The 19,748-nt window shown below is 43.4% G+C and carries 21 protein-coding genes; 17 read left to right on the top strand and 4 right to left on the bottom strand.

Features of this window, described 5'->3' with window-relative positions; translation table 11 throughout:
- Positions 1-2 precede the first annotated feature (2 nt).
- Together Q9R36_RS18535 and Q9R36_RS18530 are read right to left on the bottom strand one after the other, a co-directional pair.
- Positions 3-995 (bottom strand): TIGR03943 family putative permease subunit, encoded by a 993-nt coding sequence (locus tag Q9R36_RS18535; RefSeq protein ID WP_311225690.1) that lies wholly within the window; start codon positions 993-995, stop codon positions 3-5.
- A 14-nt stretch (positions 996-1,009) separates the two neighbouring features.
- On the bottom strand, positions 1,010-2,005 hold the full coding sequence (locus tag Q9R36_RS18530) for a permease (protein ID WP_311225689.1): 996 nt from the start codon (positions 2,003-2,005) through the stop codon (positions 1,010-1,012).
- A gap of 509 nt (positions 2,006-2,514) precedes the next feature.
- On the opposite strand from Q9R36_RS18530, the gene Q9R36_RS18525 reads away from it, so the two are divergent.
- The 10 genes from Q9R36_RS18525 (at position 2,515) to Q9R36_RS18480 (ending at position 10,734) form a co-directional block, all read left to right on the top strand.
- A complete protein-coding gene (locus tag Q9R36_RS18525; RefSeq protein ID WP_311225688.1) occupies positions 2,515-3,684 on the top strand; it encodes an FAD/NAD(P)-binding protein in 1,170 nt (389 codons plus the stop codon).
- Positions 3,685-3,727: 43 nt separating this feature from the next.
- A complete protein-coding gene (locus tag Q9R36_RS18520; RefSeq protein ID WP_022543974.1) occupies positions 3,728-4,906 on the top strand; it encodes a GTP-binding protein in 1,179 nt (392 codons plus the stop codon).
- 136 nt (positions 4,907-5,042) lie between these two features.
- Positions 5,043-5,342: a DUF5316 domain-containing protein gene (locus Q9R36_RS18515; protein WP_094767675.1), complete on the top strand. Its 300-nt coding sequence runs from the start codon at positions 5,043-5,045 to the stop codon at positions 5,340-5,342.
- Positions 5,343-5,346: 4 nt separating this feature from the next.
- On the top strand, positions 5,347-5,829 hold the full coding sequence (locus Q9R36_RS18510) for a tetratricopeptide repeat protein (protein ID WP_009793369.1): 483 nt from the start codon (positions 5,347-5,349) through the stop codon (positions 5,827-5,829).
- 254 nt (positions 5,830-6,083) lie between these two features.
- Entirely contained in the window at positions 6,084-6,374 is a 291-nt protein-coding gene (locus Q9R36_RS18505; protein WP_009793371.1) for a hypothetical protein, read from the top strand.
- A gap of 19 nt (positions 6,375-6,393) precedes the next feature.
- A complete protein-coding gene (locus Q9R36_RS18500) occupies positions 6,394-6,840 on the top strand; it encodes an SRPBCC family protein (protein WP_009793372.1) in 447 nt (148 codons plus the stop codon).
- A gap of 54 nt (positions 6,841-6,894) precedes the next feature.
- Positions 6,895-8,106, top strand: coding sequence for a TolB-like translocation protein (locus Q9R36_RS18495; RefSeq protein WP_306009182.1), 1,212 nt, complete (start codon positions 6,895-6,897; stop codon positions 8,104-8,106).
- 465 nt (positions 8,107-8,571) lie between these two features.
- Positions 8,572-8,775 carry a helix-turn-helix transcriptional regulator gene (locus Q9R36_RS18490; RefSeq protein WP_101548104.1) on the top strand — a complete coding sequence of 68 codons (204 nt, stop codon included), beginning with the start codon at positions 8,572-8,574 and terminating at the stop codon, positions 8,773-8,775.
- Positions 8,776-8,777: 2 nt separating this feature from the next.
- Positions 8,778-9,200: a hypothetical protein gene (locus Q9R36_RS18485; RefSeq protein WP_050767292.1), complete on the top strand. Its 423-nt coding sequence runs from the start codon at positions 8,778-8,780 to the stop codon at positions 9,198-9,200.
- A gap of 16 nt (positions 9,201-9,216) precedes the next feature.
- Complete coding sequence (locus Q9R36_RS18480) at positions 9,217-10,734, top strand: CPBP family intramembrane glutamic endopeptidase (protein WP_311225687.1); 1,518 nt, start codon at positions 9,217-9,219, stop codon at positions 10,732-10,734.
- A gap of 31 nt (positions 10,735-10,765) precedes the next feature.
- Here Q9R36_RS18480 and Q9R36_RS18475 read toward each other — a convergent pair whose 3' ends face one another.
- Positions 10,766-11,362 (bottom strand): protein kinase, encoded by a 597-nt coding sequence (locus tag Q9R36_RS18475; protein ID WP_311225686.1) that lies wholly within the window; start codon positions 11,360-11,362, stop codon positions 10,766-10,768.
- Positions 11,363-11,833: 471 nt separating this feature from the next.
- Here Q9R36_RS18475 and ltaS point away from each other — a divergent pair, with 471 nt between their 5' ends.
- From ltaS to Q9R36_RS18460, 3 genes are all read left to right on the top strand, one after another.
- Entirely contained in the window at positions 11,834-13,840 is a 2,007-nt protein-coding gene (gene ltaS, locus Q9R36_RS18470) for a lipoteichoic acid synthase (RefSeq protein ID WP_311225777.1), read from the top strand.
- 350 nt (positions 13,841-14,190) lie between these two features.
- Positions 14,191-14,526 (top strand): hypothetical protein, encoded by a 336-nt coding sequence (locus Q9R36_RS18465; protein WP_148949333.1) that lies wholly within the window; start codon positions 14,191-14,193, stop codon positions 14,524-14,526.
- Between the two features lie 52 nt (positions 14,527-14,578).
- A complete protein-coding gene (locus Q9R36_RS18460; protein ID WP_311225685.1) occupies positions 14,579-14,941 on the top strand; it encodes a hypothetical protein in 363 nt (120 codons plus the stop codon).
- A gap of 91 nt (positions 14,942-15,032) precedes the next feature.
- Here the strand turns inward: Q9R36_RS18460 and Q9R36_RS18455 are convergent, their stop codons facing one another.
- The gene (locus Q9R36_RS18455; RefSeq protein WP_101548094.1) at positions 15,033-15,494 is read right to left on the bottom strand and encodes a BsuPI-related putative proteinase inhibitor; all 462 of its coding nucleotides are present in this window, start codon (positions 15,492-15,494) and stop codon (positions 15,033-15,035) included.
- A gap of 154 nt (positions 15,495-15,648) precedes the next feature.
- Between Q9R36_RS18455 and Q9R36_RS18450 the strand changes: the two genes are divergently transcribed.
- The 4 genes from Q9R36_RS18450 to Q9R36_RS18435 all read left to right on the top strand — a co-directional run bounded on the left by Q9R36_RS18450 (position 15,649) and on the right by Q9R36_RS18435 (position 19,726).
- On the top strand, positions 15,649-15,837 hold the full coding sequence (locus tag Q9R36_RS18450; RefSeq protein ID WP_009793387.1) for a hypothetical protein: 189 nt from the start codon (positions 15,649-15,651) through the stop codon (positions 15,835-15,837).
- 58 nt (positions 15,838-15,895) lie between these two features.
- The gene (gene pepF / locus Q9R36_RS18445; RefSeq protein WP_311225684.1) at positions 15,896-17,686 is read left to right on the top strand and encodes an oligoendopeptidase F; all 1,791 of its coding nucleotides are present in this window, start codon (positions 15,896-15,898) and stop codon (positions 17,684-17,686) included.
- Positions 17,687-17,801: 115 nt separating this feature from the next.
- A complete protein-coding gene (locus tag Q9R36_RS18440) occupies positions 17,802-18,800 on the top strand; it encodes a DUF3231 family protein (RefSeq protein ID WP_311225683.1) in 999 nt (332 codons plus the stop codon).
- An 86-nt stretch (positions 18,801-18,886) separates the two neighbouring features.
- A complete protein-coding gene (locus Q9R36_RS18435; RefSeq protein WP_311225682.1) occupies positions 18,887-19,726 on the top strand; it encodes a DUF2268 domain-containing putative Zn-dependent protease in 840 nt (279 codons plus the stop codon).
- Positions 19,727-19,748: the final 22 nt, after the last annotated feature.

The following is a 19,748-nucleotide window of genomic DNA, read 5'->3' as shown; positions in this document are numbered from 1 at the left end:
TCTTATATAACCTTGATTGTTATCGGATAAATATATGGCTGATCAGGCTCACTGATCAATTCCCATTCTGTCACTTTAAGGAGCGGCAGCATTGTACCATTATATTCAGCCATCTCAATTATTCCTTTTGCTTTCACCCAGCTGTCAGCTTCCAGCCCTGAAGCTTCTTGAAATTGTGATAAAAAGCCGACGATGCTTGCATCTGCCACGCAATGGGAAACAAGGAAACGGGAGATGACAAGCTGGTCCTCGTTAAAGCCTTCTTCCTTATAGACAAATCCCATCAGCTCTATTTCCTTCCCCAGATAGCTGTCCAGATCTTCATGCATGCTCTCATAATAGGCGGCATATACATCGTCGTTCAAAAGAATGCTATTGCTTTTTGCCAGTCTTTTTTTGTATGCGGTGTATTCGTCATTTGTCATAACAGGCTGATCTTCCAGATTTGGATCAGGTTTATTTTCGTCTATAGTGTCACCCTGTTTAACCTCAAGCTGGTCCTTTGCTGCTTCATTCTGGTCAGTCTGATTCTCCTCTGTTGCCGCTTTACTCTGGTCAGCCTTCTGCTTTCCATGCGATAAAATGGCCATTCCCCCTTTTTTATCCGCAATTGATGCGTCCAGCACCTTGGGCGGGAGGAGGAAGCCCGTGATCAAGGGGAAGATGATGATCGTATAGGATAGCAGCTTTCTTGCTGTAAAAGGGGAGGTGCCATGATCATGATGATGCCCGCAGTCATGGCCTCCATCATCATGATGGCAGCATCCCATTTCACCATGATGATGATGATGATGCTTTTTTTCCTTTTGTCCCCGTATACGTGTGATTTGAATAAAAAACAGGACCAGAAAAATAACAGATGCAATTTGGCTGAGGCTCTCATATTTGGGATTGATATATTTGCTGATCTCTCCTGTATAATGCAGCTTGAAAATCAATGCAGAAAAGATAAGCAGTATCAATGCCCTCAAGCCCTGCTGATAGTGTATGACCATTTATTCTCCCTCCTTTACCATAATCCCTGTACAATGAGCAAAGTTGCAAAGACGGCTGCCGCGACAATCAGCAGGACGGATAAGACGAATCTTTTGCGGAAGACGCTGAGCATCATCAGAGTATTTTTCAAATCAATCATAGGACCGAAAATCAGGAAGCCCAAAACAGAGGCAGGAGGGAAGATGCTGCCGAATGACGCCCCGATGAATGCATCGGCCTCAGAGCATAATGATAGAATATAAGCAAGGCCCATCATCACCAGCAGGGATGTGACAGGGCCGCTCCCTGCCTCGAGCAGTGTCCTTGCAGGCAAGTATACCTGTACGAATGAAGCCAGGAAAGCCCCCAGGATTAAATATTTTGCCATATCAAAAAACTCATCAATAGAATGTGTCAGCATCGACCAAAGCCTGTCCGTGAAGGGAGCTTTGCTCATTGATTGCGCGGACTCTGTATGAAGGCCTTTTTTAAATTGATTGCCTTTGAAGAAAAGGCTGACAGCAAATGCGGATGCCAGTGCAATGACAAAACCCAGCCCCATTCTAAGACCGGCCATCTTCGCATCATTGCCAAATGCCATATATGTAGAAGCAATAACGATCGGGTTAATAAGCGGTCCAGTAAGCATAAAGCCAATTCCCGCATAAATCGGCACCCCTTTGCCTACAAGTCTTCGAATAATCGGAACAATACCGCATTCGCATGCTGGAAAAAGGGCTCCCGCCGTACAGCTCATCAATATCGCCATATATTTGTTCTTAGGTATCCATTTTTTAATATGGTCCTCAGTTACAAAAATCTGTATAAACCCGGCTATAAGAACACCGATCAATACAAATGGAAGCGCCTCTATCAAAATACTGATAAAAATCGTATTCAAATTGAGCAATGATGAGGGAAGCTCCACTGCTTCTTGAAAACTGACAATCAAAAAGATAAACAGGCCTGCTGTAACAGCGATAATCAGACCTGTCAGATCGCCCATATTGCTTTTCATTATTCGATTCATATAAACCTCCTAAATAACAGCACCCGCGGGTATCGGAATTTGAAGTAAACGTAATTATTACGCTTTACATTCTAAGCTAACTATATGTGTTTGTCCATGGGAATATACCTGCCCAATTTATAGCAGTTAAGGAGGCGGGAATACCTGTTTATACAGGAGAAGAAATGCGCCGATCGTCCCGGAATGATCCTGATTAGTGAATAGAACCAGAGCAGATGCAGGCACAAAGAATTTTGGTGAACCTTATCAGGAGTGGGGATTGCATAGGTTTATAAGTTGTGGTTTAATTAATAAATCGTAACTATTACGTTTTATTCGGCACTGAAGTTGCTAATAAAACTGAAAAGTTGCTAATAAAACTAAATAGTTGCTAATAAAAGAAAAAAGTTGCTAGTAAACTGGAAAAGTTGCTAATAAAAGAAAAAAGTTGCTAATAAACACAAAAAGCTGAGGCAGAACCTTACATAGATCACATCAGCCAAGCGCTTTTTTCAAGGAGGATTCAAAAGATGAAAGAATGGGTCATTGTCGGCGGGGGAATTCAGGGTGTTACGCTGGCTGCTTTCTTGCTGAGAAAGAAAAAAGTATCCTTAGAAGGGCTGTCAATTATTGATCCGCATCATGAGCCGCTATTTAATTGGAACCACTGCTCAGCTGCCATTTCGATGCCTTATTTGAGATCGCCTTCTGTGCATCATATCGATGACGGGCCTTTCAGCCTGCAGAAATTTGCCGGTGATACCGAACAAACGAAAGCATTCTATGGCAGGTATAAGAGACCTTCATTAAGATTATTCAATGAGCATTGCCAGCATGTTATCCAGGAAACAAAATTAAAAGATTCATGGGTGCATGGCAGGGTGAGCGAAGCTTTGGAGCGGGAGGGCGGCTGGCATGTTGCCCTTCAGGATGGCCGTACATTAGATTCAAAAAATCTAGCCATTGCAATCGGGATTGGAGAACAGCCTTTCTTTCCTGAATGGGCCATTAAGATGAAAGAAGAAGGATGCCCTTCCATTCATCATATATTTGAAAAAGGCATTCCAGATTTAAAGCAGCTAAAAGGTCCTTTTACGATCCTTGGCGGAGGGATAACTGGGGCTCATTTGGCCATAAGCTTAAGCACACAACATCCCGGCCAGGCAGCATTGCTTAAGCGTCATCCTTTCCGGGTGCATGATTTTGACAGTGATCCAGGGTGGCTCGGTCCCAAAAACCAATATGGCTTCCGCAAGCTGGAATCCTGGAAGGAAAAACGCCGGCAGATTATAAAAGCAAGGAATAAGGGATCCCTTCCATTTGATCTTCTGTCAAAAATCAAGCATTTGGCTAAAGAGGAAAAGCTTCACCTTATTGATGGCCATGTTGAGCGGGCTGAATGGAGCGGAGAGGGCATTTCTATGTTCAATGAAGAAGGGGAGCTCATCCATCAGACTGGGACTGTTGTTTTGGCTACAGGCTTTCAGCCCGGCCTCCCGGGAAGAGAATGGCTTGCCCCTTTTATTGAAACGCATAGCCTGCCTTGTGCAAAATGCGGTTATCCGATTGTTGGCCATTCACTCCAATGGTCTCACGGACTTTATGTTACAGGAGCACTGGCAGAGCTGGAGATAGGGCCGATTGCCCGAAATATCTCGGGGGCACGCCAGGCAGCAGAAAGAATTACAAGCAGCTTATGATCATGTTTAAATCGTAATGAATACGTTTAAGGGAGAGGTTTTTATGACTATAAAGAAAATACCTGTTACTGTTTTGAGCGGCTATCTTGGCTCAGGAAAAACAACTTTGCTCAATTACATTCTGGCAAATCGTGAGGGCCTGAAGGTGGCTGTGATTGTCAATGATATGAGCGAGGTGAATATTGATGCTGCAATGGTGAAGCAGGGCGGCTTCTCAAGGACAGATGAAAAGCTGGTTGAAATGCAGAACGGCTGCATCTGCTGCACGCTGCGCGAGGATTTGATGATAGAGGTTGAAAAGCTTGCGGCCAAAGGCGATATTGATTATATCGTGATTGAATCAACAGGGATCAGCGAACCGGTTCCTGTTGCTCAGACCTTTTCATATGCAGACGAAGACTTAGGAATTAATCTGTCCTCCATTTGCAGGCTGGATACCATGGTGACAGTTGTGGATGCGTACCGTTTTTGGCAGGACTTTACGTCAGGAGAAAGCCTTCTGGACAGGCAGGAGGCGGCAGGGGATTCAGATGAGCGCGAAGTGGTGGACCTGCTGATCGATCAGATTGAATTTGCCAATGTGATATTGCTGAACAAAATCGATTTAACAGACAGGAAAGCTGCCGAAAAGCTTACAGCCGTCCTCCGCAAGCTCAACCCGGGAGCAGATATCATCGAAACAATACAGGGGGCAGTGCCCCTGGAACGCGTGCTGAATACAAAGCTTTTTGACTTGGAACAAGCTGGACAAAATGCAGGATGGATTAAAGAGCTTAATCAAGAGCATATACCGGAAACCGAGGAATACGGAATTTCTTCTTTCGTCTATAGAAGAAGAAAGCCATTCCATCCTGACCGGTTTATGCAATGGCTTGAACAATGGCCTGTCGAGGTTGTCAGATCAAAAGGCTTCATTTGGGTTGCAGGCAGGGAAGATACTGCCGGTCTTCTTTCTCAGGCTGGACCGTCGCTTATCCTGCAAGGGGCTGGTGCATGGATTGCATCGCGTCCCGAGGCCGAACGGGAACAAATACTGTCAGAAGATCCCGAGCTTAAGCAAAGCTGGGATGAAATAACAGGGGACCGGCAGACAGAGCTGGTCATGATCGGCATAAAAATGGACCGCCGGGCCATTGAGGATTCGCTTGATGTTTGCCTGATTAGTGAAGAGGAAGCTGAGGCAGACTGGAAGACTTTTGAGGACCCTTTGCCTGCTTTCTAAAATCGTAAGATGCCGCATTAAAATGTTGCGGCGTTTTTTTTTTTAAGAGGAAGGATAAAGTTCATTTAAAAAAGAAGAATACAAGATTAACGGCTCTTTCTCTTCATAAATATAATGAAGAAAAGGGGATGTTTTAATGAGAAAAGCATTATTAACAGGGATAGTACTGGCGGGTCTTGCGGCGGCTGGTTCTTTTGCGGCGGATGACTGGAATCTTTTAGTGATGCTTAGCGGGACTGTATCATTAATTTCAATTTTAATAAGCGGGCTATTGTTTGGTGTTTTTACCAGCGGCGAACAGAACAGGGCTAATTTTCACACAGAAAGCAAGAATGATAGAAAGAAGCGGCAAAAAATAGGGGGCTGTGTCCTGCTGTTCGGCCTCCCGAATATGATAGCAGTATTGGTATATTATCTTGTTTCAGGCGGAGGATAAATCTATGGAAGAACTTGAATTTGCAATTAACCTTAGGGGATCGGGAGAGCTCAAGAAGTCAAATCTTATCCTCAAGAAGCTTGCTGACAGAAATCCCAGCGATGCGCTGATCAGCTATCAAACTGCCTGGAGCTTTGATTTGCTGGGGGAAGAAGCGGATGCAGCTCCCTATTATGAAAGAGCCATCAGCCTTGGACTTCCAGATAAAGAGCTGGAGGGGGCACTGCTCGGATTGGGGAGCACTTACCGTACATTAGGAGAATATCAGAAGGCAAGATATACGCTTGAGAAGGGGATGGAAAGATTCCCTGATAACCGTGCAATGAGCGTTTTTTATTCTATGGTTTTGTACAATTTAGGAAGCCATGGAGAAGCAATGGGCCTTCTGCTGGAAAGCCTGGCGGAAACATCTTCAGACGAAGGCATTCACCAGTATAGAAAGGCAATATTATTTTATGCAGATAAGTTGGATACAGTCTGGAAATAAGGGCCTTTAACAGGTCCTTTTTTCTTTAATGTGAAACTTACTGTTCTTTTTTTCGTCAAATCTATTATAAAAGTAAGAAGGCAATGAAAAAGCAGTAGAAGTGTCTGTAATCGAGCTGTCTGAAACAGCACAAGGAATACATAAGATCATCTTCAAAAAAGAAGCGAAGGGGACCTCAAGCATAGGGAAAGTCTTGTGCCATATCCCTTTTCAGCGCAGCGTGAGCAGTCAGAATTGAGAGGAAAGGTTTTATTATGAGAAGAAAACTAGGAGCGATCGCAGGTTTATTTATCCTGGGATCACAGCTGTATATACTATTTTTATGGATGGCAGATTGGGAACAGCTGACGACTGTACCTGGATTGGTTCTGTGGGGTGCAGCCATTATGCTTGGCCTTCTGGTTTCCCTCATTTACCACCAGCTCAGGGAGCCTGAGAAATATATAAGGATAAGTAAAAACATTTTATTCAGCAGTACGATCATGACCATGCTGCTGGCCGTACTAGCATTTGTCATAGAGCTGATAACAAGCTCTATGCCTTGATAAATTGGGGGAATAGTAGATGCCAGAGATCGAACATAGAATTTTGATCAGGAAAGACAGAGATGATATATTTCGGATTTTAACCACTGGGGAAGGCTGGAACAGCTGGTTTACCGATGGAACGATCCTGAATTTGAAATCTGATGGCACAGGTGATATCCGCCTGAAATGGAACAGTTATGGTCCGGAAAAACTTGTGCTTGAGGATGGAGGGAAGATCCTTCATGCAGAGCAGGGCAGGCGATTCACTTTTCAATGGACTCCAGGTGAAAGTACGACGACTGTGGCGTTTACACTGGAGCCTGCTGATAAAGGTACGCTTGTCAGTGTTCGGGAGACAGGGTATTCCTCCTCCAGAAAAGACTTGGATGCCTGCGTTAAATGTGCAGCCGGCTGGGGAGAGGCACTGGTCCTCCTTAAGTTTTATGCAGAGCATGGCCAGGTCTGCAAGCAGGATTTAGGCTGAATATTAGAATGCTCATCCTTAATCGGGACACCCTAATGGCAGGAGGGATTTTCCATGAGATTAAGGATTTTTTTATGCATAGTGATTATTTTTGCAAGCATGCCCCTTTCCAGCCAGGCTGAAGGAAATTTAAAGGCAGTTTTTATACGGGACGGTAATTTGTGGCTTGCTGAGGGAAAAAAAGAAACCCGTTTGACTGAAGGGGGACAGGCTTCAGATCCGAAATGGTCTTATGATGGAAGGTTCATTGCTTATCTGTCTGCAGAGGGTGAACAGCGTTATCTGTATATATATGATTTACAGAAGAACCGCAGCTATCAGCCCTATAAAACAATCGAAACCTATCACTTCGAATGGTCTCCGGATGCCAATACGATTGCTTACACTTCCAGGGGAGTCCTTAATATCACAAAAACAAAAAACGGAATACCAAAAGGCTTTGAAAATGTCTCTTTGGGCGTAAGTGATTTTACATGGACGCCGGACGGCAAGGGATTCATTGCCTCGTCACAAGCGGAACTGCTGCCCACAGGATGGGGGCCGGTAAGGCTGTTCAAAATAAAGAAGGATGCCGCACTGAACGCTGAAAAAATCAAGCCGTTTTATACGATTAAAACGGACCCTGACAAATTGTTCGCGATTGATGCAAATCATTTTAAGTGGAGCACAGACGATAAGTGGATAAGCTTTCTGGGAGTCCCGACCGCATCATGGTCTGCAGACAGCAACACACTCATAGTATTGTCGGCAGGAGGAACCCGTTTCCAGACTATCGGCAAGATGCTGAACCAGCCGGACTGGTTTAAATGGTCCCCGGCAGAAAATAAAATTGCGTATATTTCAGGTGAAGGCAGATTTCTAGTCCAGGATAAAAGGACGTCGGTAGCAGATATTCCAATTTCAGCAGGCCAAAAGGATTATACCCCAGAAGGTTATGTAGATATTGACCTCGCTTGGCTGACAGCAGATGAGGTGATCACGGCCCGGGTAAAGGAAAATAAAGACTGGAAGGAAGGGCCGGTCCCAGAGATGTATTCAAAGCTATACAACATCAATATCAAATCAGGCATCCAAAAGCAAATCACATTCCCAAAACCAGGCAGCATGGATATCAAGCCTCAAGTTACAGGAAAGTATATTGCATGGATGCGAAAAGAAAGCGGGAGACTGCAGGGAGAAATCTGGATCAAAGAGGGAGCAGCCGGCAAAGCAAAGGTATGGCTTGAAAGAGTGGACGGTGCACCGGTTTTTTACAACAGCAAGTAGAGAAAGCCCATTCGCTGAGGATGGGCTTATTTGATATGTTTTTTCAGATAACGAATGAGTGTAAACTAAGCTAGAGTTGAGAAGAAGCGATGATATGTATGAATAGAGGCTAAACAGTACATGAGGTGAGAAAAAAGAAGTCCCTCATGCATCGAATAGAGGCTAATCAATGCATGAGTTGGAAAAAAAGAAGCCCCACATGCATCGAATAGAGGCTAATCAACACATGATTTGTAATGAAAGCAGCGATCTCGCCCAGGCTGAGATCGCCACTTGTTTACGAAAGCCCCCCCAATAACCTTCTAGGTACTCGCTTGTTATTACTATTCTCCCTATCTTTTTCCTTCCAAAAAACCAAAATTTATTATTCTAATTGTTACAAAATTATGGATAAATGACAACTATCATTTACATTTTGACTATAATCCTTTACTCTTAAGGTGACATAGGGAGGGGAAAATTACCATGTTAAAAAATTCCGTTCGGGAAATGAGGGCGAGATTCCGTTTCACACAGCAGGATCTTGCAGATAAGATCGGTGTTTCTCGGCAGACGATCGGGCTGATTGAAAAGGGCGATTATGCCCCGTCCATCACACTCGCCTTAAAGATATCTTCTGTATTTGGAGTCCCGGTCGAACAGATATTCCATTTAGAAGGGGAAGAATGACCATGCTAAAAGCTATTTTTCAATCTCCACTCTTTAATTGCCTGCTGATCCTGGGCCTCGGGATCATAATGATCGGCAATTATTATACTGAAAGTGTTCCTGGATGGATGAATATTGATCCGCTGTACCTCGGCATTCCAATACTCATCCTTGTTGCTTCCATACCTGTTTACAATAAGCTGAACCCTGGCAGCAAGGTGAAACCGCAGATCATCCCGATGGAGTTGAGGGAAGAGGACGAAGGTCAGCAGTGGATCACCTATAAGGCGACCAGGAAGGTGTATATCTTTTTTGCCTCATTCATCCCAGTTGCCATTGCACTGACAGCTTTCTTGAATCATATTCCTTACTTCCCGGTCATGCTTCTTGCCGGGATGGGCATTGTGCAATACGTGATTTTTTGGCTGGAGCTGAGAAGACACTGATAAAGGGGGAGCTAAAATGGATAAACAGATGCTGATTTCACTTTCCATACTGGCTGTATTGCTCGAGGCTTTTCTGATATTTGTTTTTATCAAATATAAACAGGGAAGGATCGATCATAACCCATTTGGAGCGATGGTGTTAAAAGAAGGGAAGATTCTGTATTACAGCATTTTCCAATGGGGGAAGACGAGGCCTGCAAATCAGACAGCTGTTTTTCCATTATTGAAAGGCTCCAATTATTTTTGGCTATTCCTCGCTCTTTTACATGAACAGATTCTTGAGATGATTGTTTTTCATATCTATCTGAGAAATGAGGAGCCCGCCCTTGCTTACACTATTTCAGCGGTCCATATTTACAGCATCATTTATATGATCGGCGATTATAACTGGCTCCGCAATACACCTATCACCGTCAGCAATAACAGGGTTGAAATGAAAATCGGGGCGAGAAGGGAATTATCCTTCCATATCAGCGAGATTGACAGCATACAGAAAGCAACCCTTCAGTATAACAAAAGCGGGGGAATCATTTATGAAAAGGGTGTCTTTCATACGACCGCTTTCCCGAGAGTGCTGACCAGGATATTTGGAATGGGGGATGAGCTTAGATATGAAATAATCTTTAAGCAGCCTGTTACCGCTAGAGGTTATTTTGGATTAAAAAAAGAAGTAAAGAAAGCCTTCATTTATATTGAGCAATCAGACGAACTGGCTGAGCTGCTGAAGCTGAAAATGGAGCAATGTTCAGATGTAGAAGCGGAGCTCCAGGTTGAATCAAAAAAAGAGCCGCTTGTTAACTGGAGGATGTATTTCCTGCTTCTAGCCATCAATCTGGCAGGGGCATTGGCATTAGCTCCTTATGCAATTGCCAGGGAAGGGTTCCATAAGGAAATGGGGGTTTCAGAAGGAGCTTTTACGCTGATATTTGCTGGCCAGACCGTAATAGAGGCTGGCATTCTAATCCTGCTGGCTCTGCTGATGGCGAGAACGGCAGCTGTTAAACTTCCCATTTTGGAATCTTTCATTATGCGTACAGGAGATTGGAGGAAGCATGGAAAAGATGCAGGAAAGGCTGTCTTTTATGGAGTCCTGACAGGGATTGTGATTTGTATCACAAGCTACTTTATATCGAAGCCGCTCGGTATTGATAATTCCAGCATAAACGAACCTGATTGGAAATTGGGTCTTTTAGGCTCTTTCGGAGCAGGTACTACAGAAGAAACCATGTTCCGATTGTTCTTTGTCACTCTGCTTCTCTGGTTAACAGTGAAAATCAAGAAAAAGAAGCCTGGGAAAACTGCCATCTGGATCAGCATCTTTAGCGCAGCTCTCTTATTTGGCGCCCTGCATTACGGTGTTGCAGCTTCGGCTTTCGACATGACTCTTGGTCTTGTTCTTGGAGTGCTCCTTATAAATGGAATAGGCGGTATCGTGTTCGGAGCGATATTCGTTTATGCGGGGCTGGAATATGCAATGATCGCCCATATCTTTGCTGATATCGTCATACATGTCGTTGCCCCGCAATTTATTTGAGAGGTTAATAGCTCTCTGGTGCCTCTTTGCTTCATTCTTTGCCGCATTGCAGGCACCTTTTGTCTTCATCATCTTCTCCGTACATGCGGAGCTCTTTTTCTATCCCGCATGAGATGCACCGTTCAAAATATATTTGCGGCAGGACACCGCATTCAGCCAAAGGGACCCACTCCTCTTCATACAGCGTCCTTGTCATGTTGTAATCAATGAAAACGAGCTGCTTCGCTTCATTAAGACCATAGTTGCTGCTGTCTTTAAGATCAAAAGAGTCGAATTCAGCATCAAGAATCCGCAAAGCTTTTTCATAGCCGGCTTGAATGGATGCCTTGTTTCTATCTCTATCAATCTCAAAAGATTGAAGATTGATTAACGGTACAGGCTCATAGTATTTTTGCACGGCAACAGAAGGATCAGCATAAAAGGTTTCAGCAAACAGGCTGGCCAATCCTTGTGTTTTCATAAATTGAAAAATTTCATTCTCCATTAAAGATTGCTTGTATCCTATTGGATGAAGATGCACTTTGATGGCATAGTTCTTATGCCTGTAAACCTTTCTTGTAGATCCGATTCCAATAAAATTTTCCTCTATGCAATATTTCTGCCAAAGTTCCCCTATATGCCCAGTCATAAAGTTACCTCCATTTGCGACCTCCTGATCTCGACAAAGGAAAACAAGATTTGTCGCAGCCAGGAGAAAATGCATAATTTCCGCGTTACGCCCTGGCAACGCTAATACCATATAATGGATAACAAATTTTTCTCCTAAATTTTAGCAGACTATTTCTTTTTAATCAAAAAAACCAGGAATATCTTTCTAATCCTGGGTATATATATTTGAGTCTGTGATATTTTCTGTCCATAGCACGCTGAAACTTTTTGGGCTGTTTATACGTATAATATATGTGAGCTTTTTGTGAACAAGCTGGTTTGAATCGGTTTCCAGTTCATTTTTGCACAGAAACATGATACACTTACACATTATGTTGTGCTTCATTTGCAATGTAAGGGCCAAAGATGTGAAACGGGAAATGGCTTCCCCTGTGCAAGATTTCGATTTTGCAATAGAAAGAGGGTTTTATACTTGAAGAAAACAAACTATATGATTGCGAATATACTAACTAAATTTGCAGGCTTTTATGCATTGGCCGTCCTGATGCTGTGGATTAAGACTTACACAGTGCAGGCCCATGAGTTCAGCCTTGGAATTGACAGCGTCCTGCAGCAGTTCCTGCTTGTGCTGAATCCGCTTGGATCAGCAATGCTGTTCCTCGGAGTTGCCTTTTTCTTTAAAGGGCGGAAGAAATACTTTGCTTTGATTGGAATAGACTTGCTCATGTCTTTCCTCTTGTATGCAAATGTTCTGTTTTACAGGTTTTTCAATGACTTCCTGACACTGCCGACATTGACTCAGACGCAAAACTTCGGCGATGTGAGCGGAAGTGTGACATCCCTGTTAAAGCCGCATGATATCCTATATTTTGCTGATCTGCTGCTCCTGGCTGTATTGCTGGCAAGCCGTTTTGTGAAAATGGATATGGCTGCTGTGCCGCGCAGGAAAGCAGCGGCATTAATGTTCCTGTCCCTGGCTATTTCCAGCTTCAATCTTGGACTGGCTGAGTCAGATCGCCCGCAGCTGCTGACGCGCGGATTTGACCGCAACTATATTGTCAAATATCTTGGAATGTACAATTATACAATCTATGATGCTGTTCAAAGTACCAAATCAACTGCACAGAGGGCCTTTGCGGACAGCAATGATGTGACAGAAGTCATCAACTTCACAAAATCAAATCATGCCAAACCCAATGAAAAATATTTCGGGGCCGGTGAAGGAATGAATGTCATTTACCTTCACCTTGAGTCTATCCAGAATTTCCTGATTGATTATAAGCTGCATGGCGAAGAAGTAACGCCATTCCTGAATTCACTCACAAGTGATCAGAATACGATGTACTTCGATAATTTTTACCATCAGACAGCTCAAGGGAAGACGGCTGATGCGGAGTTCATGCTTGAAAATTCCCTTTACGGACTGCCTCAGGGCTCCGCTTTTACAACAAAGGGTACGAACACGTATCAGGCTGCTCCTGCCATCCTGGGCCAGAATGGCTATACATCCGCTGTTTTCCACGGTAACTCCGGAAGCTTCTGGAACAGGGATGAAATATACAAATCCTTTGGCTTCGATCAATTCTTTGATTCAAGCTATTATGATATGACTGCCCCTCAGGCAGAATACGGCCTGATGGATAAACCTTTCTTTGAGCAGTCCATGGACCATTTACAATCATTGAAGCAGCCTTTCTATACAAAGTTCATTACAGTAACTCATCATTATCCTTATAAGATGGATCAGGCTGAAGCTACGATTGCCCCTCATACAACGGGGGATAAATCAGTCGACAATTACTTCCAGACTGCCCGATACGCAGATGAGGCGCTGGAGCAGTTTTTCGAGGATCTGAAGGAAGCAGGCCTATACGATAATTCCATTATTATTATGTACGGAGACCATTATGGGATTTCCGAAAACCATAATAAGGCAATGGAAGAGGTGCTTGGACATGAAGTCGATGACTTTGTCAGCCAAGGATTGCAAAGGGTGCCTCTGTTCATCCGTGTGCCTGGCATGGAAGGCGGAGTCAATCATGAATATGGCGGCCAGATCGACCTGCTGCCGACCGTACTCCACTTGCTTGGAATAGAGAACAAAGACAATATTCAGTTTGGAACAGACCTTCTGTCAGAGGAGCATGATGAAATCGTTCCTTTCCGTAATGGAGATTTTGCAAGCCCTGAGATTACTTCGACAGGCGGTAAGTTCTACGATTCCAAGACAGGTGAACTGCTGGATGAAAACAGGCTTGAAGAAGCGGAAAAATATAAGCTGAATGTAGAGCAGAAGCTTAAACTGTCAGATAAAGTTGTTAACGGTGACCTGCTCCGATTTTATACACCGGAAGGCTTTGAACCGGTGGACCGCTCGAAATATCAGTACAAGCTGAATGAATCTGCAGAGAATCAAAATGCTGATGCTGAAGAAGCTGATAAAGAACAAATAACAGAAGATCAAATAGAAGAGGAAAATTCAAGCAAAGCTGAGTAGCAGTAAAGGCTGTCCTATAAAAGGGCAGCCTTTTTCTTTTTAGTCCATAGCATGCAGAATTTAGGGAACTTTTCCCAGGATTGACCGTATAGAGGATATGGACCCCAATTGGAAGTGAACGGTTTGAATTCATTATTTTTCATTGTAGGACCAATGATGGTTTTCCTGCTAGTTAGCAGCGGGCTCTTTTTCATTCAATATACATGATTCAGCTGGCTGCCGAAAAAGGGATTAAGCTGCTGCTTATACTTACTGCCATACTTAGTCTTTTTATATGGCTGATTCCATTGAATGCAGGATTCAAGAACTTTTTAGTAATTGGCAGATACTGCTAAGTAGGAGGGCGCTGATTGTTCTACATAAAGCTCGTGATGGTCGTTCTTTTTTTTCTTTGGATCTTTGCTGCGGTAAGAAAGGAATACCGCAAGAGCCCTGATGAGGATAAAGGGGAATTCTGGAGAGATGCGCTTGGCGGAGGAGCAGGCCTGATGTCTGCAGGCTTGCTTCTGAACTTTGTGAATTTCTTGTTTTTTGATGAAGGTTTGAGGAATTTGTCTTTCTGTTTAGTTCTCGCCGGAATGGTTAACGCCAGCCTATATATTTGGAAAAAAAGCAGGAAGCGGAGTTTCATGCTTCTAGGGATGGCGGCGGCAGGCGCGGCTATCTATTACTGGTATTATTATTAATTTTTATATTTACTATATAGTATGTAAAATCCTGGTTCGGAAAGGAGAATATATGCGATATAAAGACTTAATGGAGATGAAGGATATCACGATTTCATTTCATGAAATTTCCGAGCCGAGAATGGAAGGAGCGATGCTGCGCATTACGGTCCTTATAAGCAAAGATGCCACAGACCTGATGATCTTTCCGCATCCTGACAGCAAAGCCTTAAGGGCAGATATTGAGTTTAAGAATTATGTTACTTATTCTGTCGTTCATGATGATTATACGGTTTGGGATAATGAAGAAGTTTTTGAGGGAGAAGTGTTCAGGGTCTATATGAAGTCAAAGCTGCAGGATTTCGTAAAAAAGGAATATGCTTATCAGGGAATCAGAAGGAAAAGAGCTGACGCATTATTCTTTTGCATGTTTTGAGCATCACGTTCATGTGTTTTCCTTTCATGAGCCTGTGATAAGAATTATATAAAAAATACCCCTGCAAGGATGTAAATGCAGGGGCCATTATCTATTGAATAGTGATTTCCTCGGTGACTTTATAGTCTTCCCCGTCCTGCTGTGTCATCCAGGCTTCAAGGGTGTACGTCCCTGGAGCGAGCTTCAGCTGGCTGAGGTTAATATCGTAATTCAGCTCTTCAGCAGGCTTCAAAACTTCTTCTCCCTCAGCCTGCAGGAAAAATGCAGCACTTGAAAACAGGAATACTTCTGCTCCATCCTTATCTTTTACAGAATAGTCAAAACGCTGGGAAGTTGGAAATTTCATTTTAACTTCTTTTTCTGTCTGGTTTTTAATGATGTATATATAATTCAATGAGCTTTCCTTTTGAAGTTCAGGTTCTACATTGCCTGCAATAATGCCGCTCCCTCCTCCGTTTGTATTATTTTCCGATCCGCTGCCCGATTCATTCTTTTCTGTGCTCGTGCCGCACCCTGTTAGAACAAGGGCAAGCACCAGGATCCATTTATACATTATGATCACCTTTCTTTGCTGCCAGGATTCCTTTTCCCTTTATATATACTGGCGTAAACAAGGGAAAGAAAGTTACAGGCAATAAAGGGAAATGAAGCATAAGCTTTGGTATTTCTTTAATGTTCTGATATCTTTTTCAAAAGGAGGTTTTTTTATGAATTTCGATCATGCCCTTTTAGGGGAAAAATATTTCAGCCTGGACGCCGCCCAGGTGGACAAAAGTCCAGATGAACTTGTGATTGCCGATCCTGAAGAATCAGGGTTTTATATCATCAGCAGGGAAAGCTATGAAGAAGGACCCCAGCTGGCAGGCTATAAAATACTTATTTCTGAAGGGGAATAGCAGCAGCGGGTTTTCCGTACATAATAAATAGAAGTATTTTTCAGAAGGAGTGAGGGGTATGACAGCATACACTTCCAGGCAGGATGTGCCTGTTGAAGAAACGTGGAATCTTAAGGATATCTATAGTGATGAAAAGCTGTGGGAACAGGATTTTGAGAAAGTCGGGAAAATGGCTGAAAAGCTTAAAGAGTTTGACGGCAATATTAATGATGCACGAGACCTTTACCAATATCTAAAGCTAAGTGAAGAGCTTTCGTATACATTTACACATGTATATGCTTACAGCATGTTTAAGGCGGATCAGGATACGAGGGATACGGCTGCCCAAGCCCTGCAGGACCGCGTCAAACAGCTTGGGGTAAAAGTCGGGGCAGCCACTTCATTTTTCATGCCATATCTTCTCAGCCTTGATGAAGAAACGCTTAAAGGGTATATCGCAGAAGAAGACGGGCTGAAATATTTCGAAGAAGACCTGCTCGAATCTTTTCGCTATAAAACCCATGTGCTGACGAAAGAGCAGGAAGAAATTCTTTCACAGCTTGGAGAAGCTCTCTCATCTCCAAGCAATACGTATGGCATGATCAATAATGCCGATATCAAGTTCGGGATGGTTACAAAAGACGATGGCAAGAAGGTCCGCCTTACGCGGGGCATGTACAGCAAGCTGATTGAAGATGAAGACCGCGAAAAGCGGAAGGAGGCTTACAAAGCTTATTACAAGCCATATGTCGAACTTAAAAATACAATTGCGTCGACCCTTTCTGCTGCGATAAAGAACAATGTATCGACATCCAAGCTTCGCCGCTATCCTTCTGCTTTGGAAAAAGGGCTTTTCGGGGATAATGTCCCAAAAGAAGTTTATGAAAACCTGATCCAATCTGCAAAGGATAATATTGCGCCAATGCACGAATACAACAGGCTGAGAAAAGAAAAACTCAAGCTTGATGAGCTTCATCAGTATGACTTGAGTGTCCCTCTTGTAAGCGGGGTGAAACAGGAAATTCCGTATGAAGAGGCTTATGAGATTATGCTGAAGGCTTTGGCACCGCTTGGCGAGGACTATGTCGAGACATTGAAGGACTTTAAAAATGCGCGCTATCTCGATGTCCGCGAAACCCCAGGGAAAAGGTCCGGCGCTTATAATATGGGTGTCTACGGTGTTCATCCGTATATACTCCTGAACCACCAGGATGATTTGAACAGCTTGTTCACGCTGGCGCATGAGTGCGGCCATGGGGTGCACAGCAAGCTGAGCAGCCAGCATCAGCCGCAGATATCAGCCCGCTACAGCATTTTCGTTGCTGAAGTGGCATCAACGGTCAATGAAGTGCTCTTGATCAACTATCTGCTCGATAACGAGAAAGATGAGAATGTGCGCAAGCATTTACTCAATCACTTTATCGATAAGTTCAAGGGAACCTTCTTTACACAGGTTATGTTTGCAGAGTTTGAGAAGATCACACATGAATATGCAGAGCAGGGCAAGCCCCTCAATGTGGAAGTTTTCAACGGAATCTATGAAAAGCTCTTCCGTGAATACAATGGCGAAGAACTGGTCTTTGATGAAGAGGTGAAATATGGCTGGTCCCGTATTCCGCATTTTTACCGCCCGTTTTATGTGTATAAATATGCCACCGGATTTGCTTCAGCCATCCATCTTGCCACCAGGATACTTGAAGGCAATAAAGAGACGCTTGAGTCTTACATTGAGTTCCTGAAGAGCGGAAGCAGCGATTACCCGCTTGAATTGCTTAAGAGGACGGGAGTGGATCTTACTTCACCAGAGCCTATTGAAAATTCAATGAAGAAGTTTGGCGAGCTTGTGGAGGAATTGGAGAAGACTCTTTAGGGAAAAATGTGCTTATAAAGTTGATTATTAAAGGTACAGATTAAGTTCGTCCTAAATTCATAACTATGGATGAACCAGGGAAAAATACTTCCATCAATAAGATGGAGGTATTTTTTTGGAAAAACAGCATATTCGGTTGACTTCATCAGAAACTGGCGGATTATGGACAAATTTTATATCAGACAGCATGTTCAGGTGTGTATATAAATATTTTATTGCTTGTGCAGAGGATAGTGAAACAAGGACAATTTTGAGACAAGCCCTCGACTTAGCTGAACAGCATATCAGAGTGACATCAAGTATTTTTCAAGAAGAAGGTCACTCGGTGCCGGCCGGCTTTACAGATAATGATGTCCACCCCGGGGCACCGAGACTGTTTTCTGATGATTTTTTTCTGTTTTATACAGAGCAAATGACTAAAGGGGCCCTGGTGACTTATGGAGCCATCCTGCCTTTAACATACCGGAACGACATCAGAGAGCATTTTATGTCGTGTATATCTTCAACAATGGAATTGATGAATGAAACAAAAAATCTGCTTTTGTCCAAAGGCCTTGAAGTACGGTCGCCTTATATTCCTCCTCTTGCAGAATCAGAGATGGTAAAGGATGCTCATTTCCTTGCAGGCTGGCTCGGTAAGCAGAGACCGCTCACAGCCATTGAAATTACACATCTATTTGCCAATATACAGACCAATTATTTTGGCGGAGCGCTTGTTACAGGATTTGCACAATGCATTAAAAATGAAGAAGTGAAGCAGTATTTTGTGCGGGGAAAGGAAATCTCGAAAAAACATACAAGAATATTCAGCAGATATCTGCAGGAAAATGATCTGCCTGCCCCGGTCACATGGGATGCTGAAATAACGGACAGTAAGGTTCCTCCTTTTTCTGACAAATTAATGATGTTCCAGTTGAACATGATGTCCGCTGCTGGAATGGGAAATTATGGAACAGCAATGGCTGCCAGCCCAAGAAGAGATATTGCGGCCGATTATAGCCGTCTTTTTGCTGAAATTGGTCTATATGCCGAGGACGGGGCCCAGATCCTTATTAAGCATGATTGGATGGAAAGACCTCCTCACGCAGCTGATCGGGATAAGCTGATAAAATAATGTCTGGACTGAGCTGCACTGCAGCTCTTTTTTTGCAGGATAAAGCTTATTGAATCATGAATCAATAAGGGAGGGAGGTGCAGGGATTGATTATTATTGACGGATTAAAAGAATTTAGAGCTGCTGCAGAAAGAGCTGAAGCGGAAGGCAGCTATCATGCATGGCAAACTTATTATCAAACATACAAGGCCGCATTTGATCCTCTTTTTCTAAGCATATATAAAATAGACCGGGAACAGATCCAGCAAATCATACAGGAGATTGATTTTAAAGATTTGCTCCTTCGTTCTGAGAAGGGGCGTTCCAACTTTCAGCAGGAACAGGCAGAGAAGCTATTAACAGAATGCTGCTTGTATTTTGGCTTTACAGAGAAGTTTTCTGTATATATGCTCACAGGCTTGGGTTTCAGCGATGGAGCTGCTCCTCCGTCAAAAGATCCTTATATCTTTCTTGGACTTGAGTGCCTGGAAGAAAGAGATCCAAGTATTCTGATTCCCCATGAATTCAGCCATATGGCCCGTTTTTACCGCTTAAGGGAAAAAGAGGACTTTGCTGGTCTGACTGTAAAACAGCTGCTGATTGCTGAAGGACTGGCTGTGTGGACTTCCCTTCAAATATCCGGGCGGACGGAGGATGAAAGATGGCTGCCGAATGCGTTAATGATGTGCCAAAAACATTACCAATTCCTTCAATTGAAAATAGGAGGGCTGCATGAAGAAATATATAAAGACCTTGAGGCCCCACTGGATGGCAGGATGGTTGAAAAATACTTCACTGGCACAGAAACTGATGGAAGGCTGGGCTATTTTGCCGGAGCTATAATCATCAAAAGACTCATGGAGAGCGGAATGAGCCTTAAGGATTTGACCTTTATGGAGACAGATAAAATTCTTAAGATCTGGAATTCTCTTAGAAAGCATACATAGTATTGAAGGAAAGCAGGATGAA

This window comes from Bacillus sp. AG4(2022) (assembly GCF_031844465.1).
In the GTDB taxonomy this organism is placed as follows: Bacteria; Bacillota; Bacilli; order Bacillales; family Cytobacillaceae; genus Bacillus_AB; species Bacillus_AB infantis.
The sequence above is the reverse complement of the archived record's forward strand: the minus strand, read 5'-3'. Positions and strand labels throughout refer to the sequence as shown.

What these genes read in the sequence shown, in the direction of transcription:
- Q9R36_RS18500 (WP_009793372.1), top strand. Translation starts at nt 6,394, where the DNA reads ATGCCAGAGATCGAACATAGAATTTTGATCAGGAAAGACAGAGATGAT.
- Q9R36_RS18450 (WP_009793387.1), top strand. Translation starts at nt 15,649, where the DNA reads ATGAATTTCGATCATGCCCTTTTAGGGGAAAAATATTTCAGCCTGGAC.
- pepF (WP_311225684.1), top strand. Translation starts at nt 15,896, where the DNA reads ATGACAGCATACACTTCCAGGCAGGATGTGCCTGTTGAAGAAACGTGG.
- Q9R36_RS18535 (WP_311225690.1), bottom strand. Translation starts at nt 995, where the DNA reads ATGGTCATACACTATCAGCAGGGCTTGAGGGCATTGATACTGCTTATC.
- Q9R36_RS18530 (WP_311225689.1), bottom strand. Translation starts at nt 2,005, where the DNA reads ATGAATCGAATAATGAAAAGCAATATGGGCGATCTGACAGGTCTGATT.
- Q9R36_RS18455 (WP_101548094.1), bottom strand. Translation starts at nt 15,494, where the DNA reads ATGTATAAATGGATCCTGGTGCTTGCCCTTGTTCTAACAGGGTGCGGC.
- Q9R36_RS18510 (WP_009793369.1), top strand. Translation starts at nt 5,347, where the DNA reads ATGGAAGAACTTGAATTTGCAATTAACCTTAGGGGATCGGGAGAGCTC.
- Q9R36_RS18480 (WP_311225687.1), top strand. Translation starts at nt 9,217, where the DNA reads ATGGATAAACAGATGCTGATTTCACTTTCCATACTGGCTGTATTGCTC.
- Q9R36_RS18515 (WP_094767675.1), top strand. Translation starts at nt 5,043, where the DNA reads ATGAGAAAAGCATTATTAACAGGGATAGTACTGGCGGGTCTTGCGGCG.
- Q9R36_RS18505 (WP_009793371.1), top strand. Translation starts at nt 6,084, where the DNA reads ATGAGAAGAAAACTAGGAGCGATCGCAGGTTTATTTATCCTGGGATCA.
- Q9R36_RS18475 (WP_311225686.1), bottom strand. Translation starts at nt 11,362, where the DNA reads ATGACTGGGCATATAGGGGAACTTTGGCAGAAATATTGCATAGAGGAA.
- Q9R36_RS18460 (WP_311225685.1), top strand. Translation starts at nt 14,579, where the DNA reads ATGCGATATAAAGACTTAATGGAGATGAAGGATATCACGATTTCATTT.
- Q9R36_RS18495 (WP_306009182.1), top strand. Translation starts at nt 6,895, where the DNA reads ATGAGATTAAGGATTTTTTTATGCATAGTGATTATTTTTGCAAGCATG.
- ltaS (WP_311225777.1), top strand. Translation starts at nt 11,834, where the DNA reads ATGATTGCGAATATACTAACTAAATTTGCAGGCTTTTATGCATTGGCC.
- Q9R36_RS18490 (WP_101548104.1), top strand. Translation starts at nt 8,572, where the DNA reads ATGTTAAAAAATTCCGTTCGGGAAATGAGGGCGAGATTCCGTTTCACA.
- Q9R36_RS18525 (WP_311225688.1), top strand. Translation starts at nt 2,515, where the DNA reads ATGAAAGAATGGGTCATTGTCGGCGGGGGAATTCAGGGTGTTACGCTG.
- Q9R36_RS18520 (WP_022543974.1), top strand. Translation starts at nt 3,728, where the DNA reads ATGACTATAAAGAAAATACCTGTTACTGTTTTGAGCGGCTATCTTGGC.
- Q9R36_RS18485 (WP_050767292.1), top strand. Translation starts at nt 8,778, where the DNA reads ATGCTAAAAGCTATTTTTCAATCTCCACTCTTTAATTGCCTGCTGATC.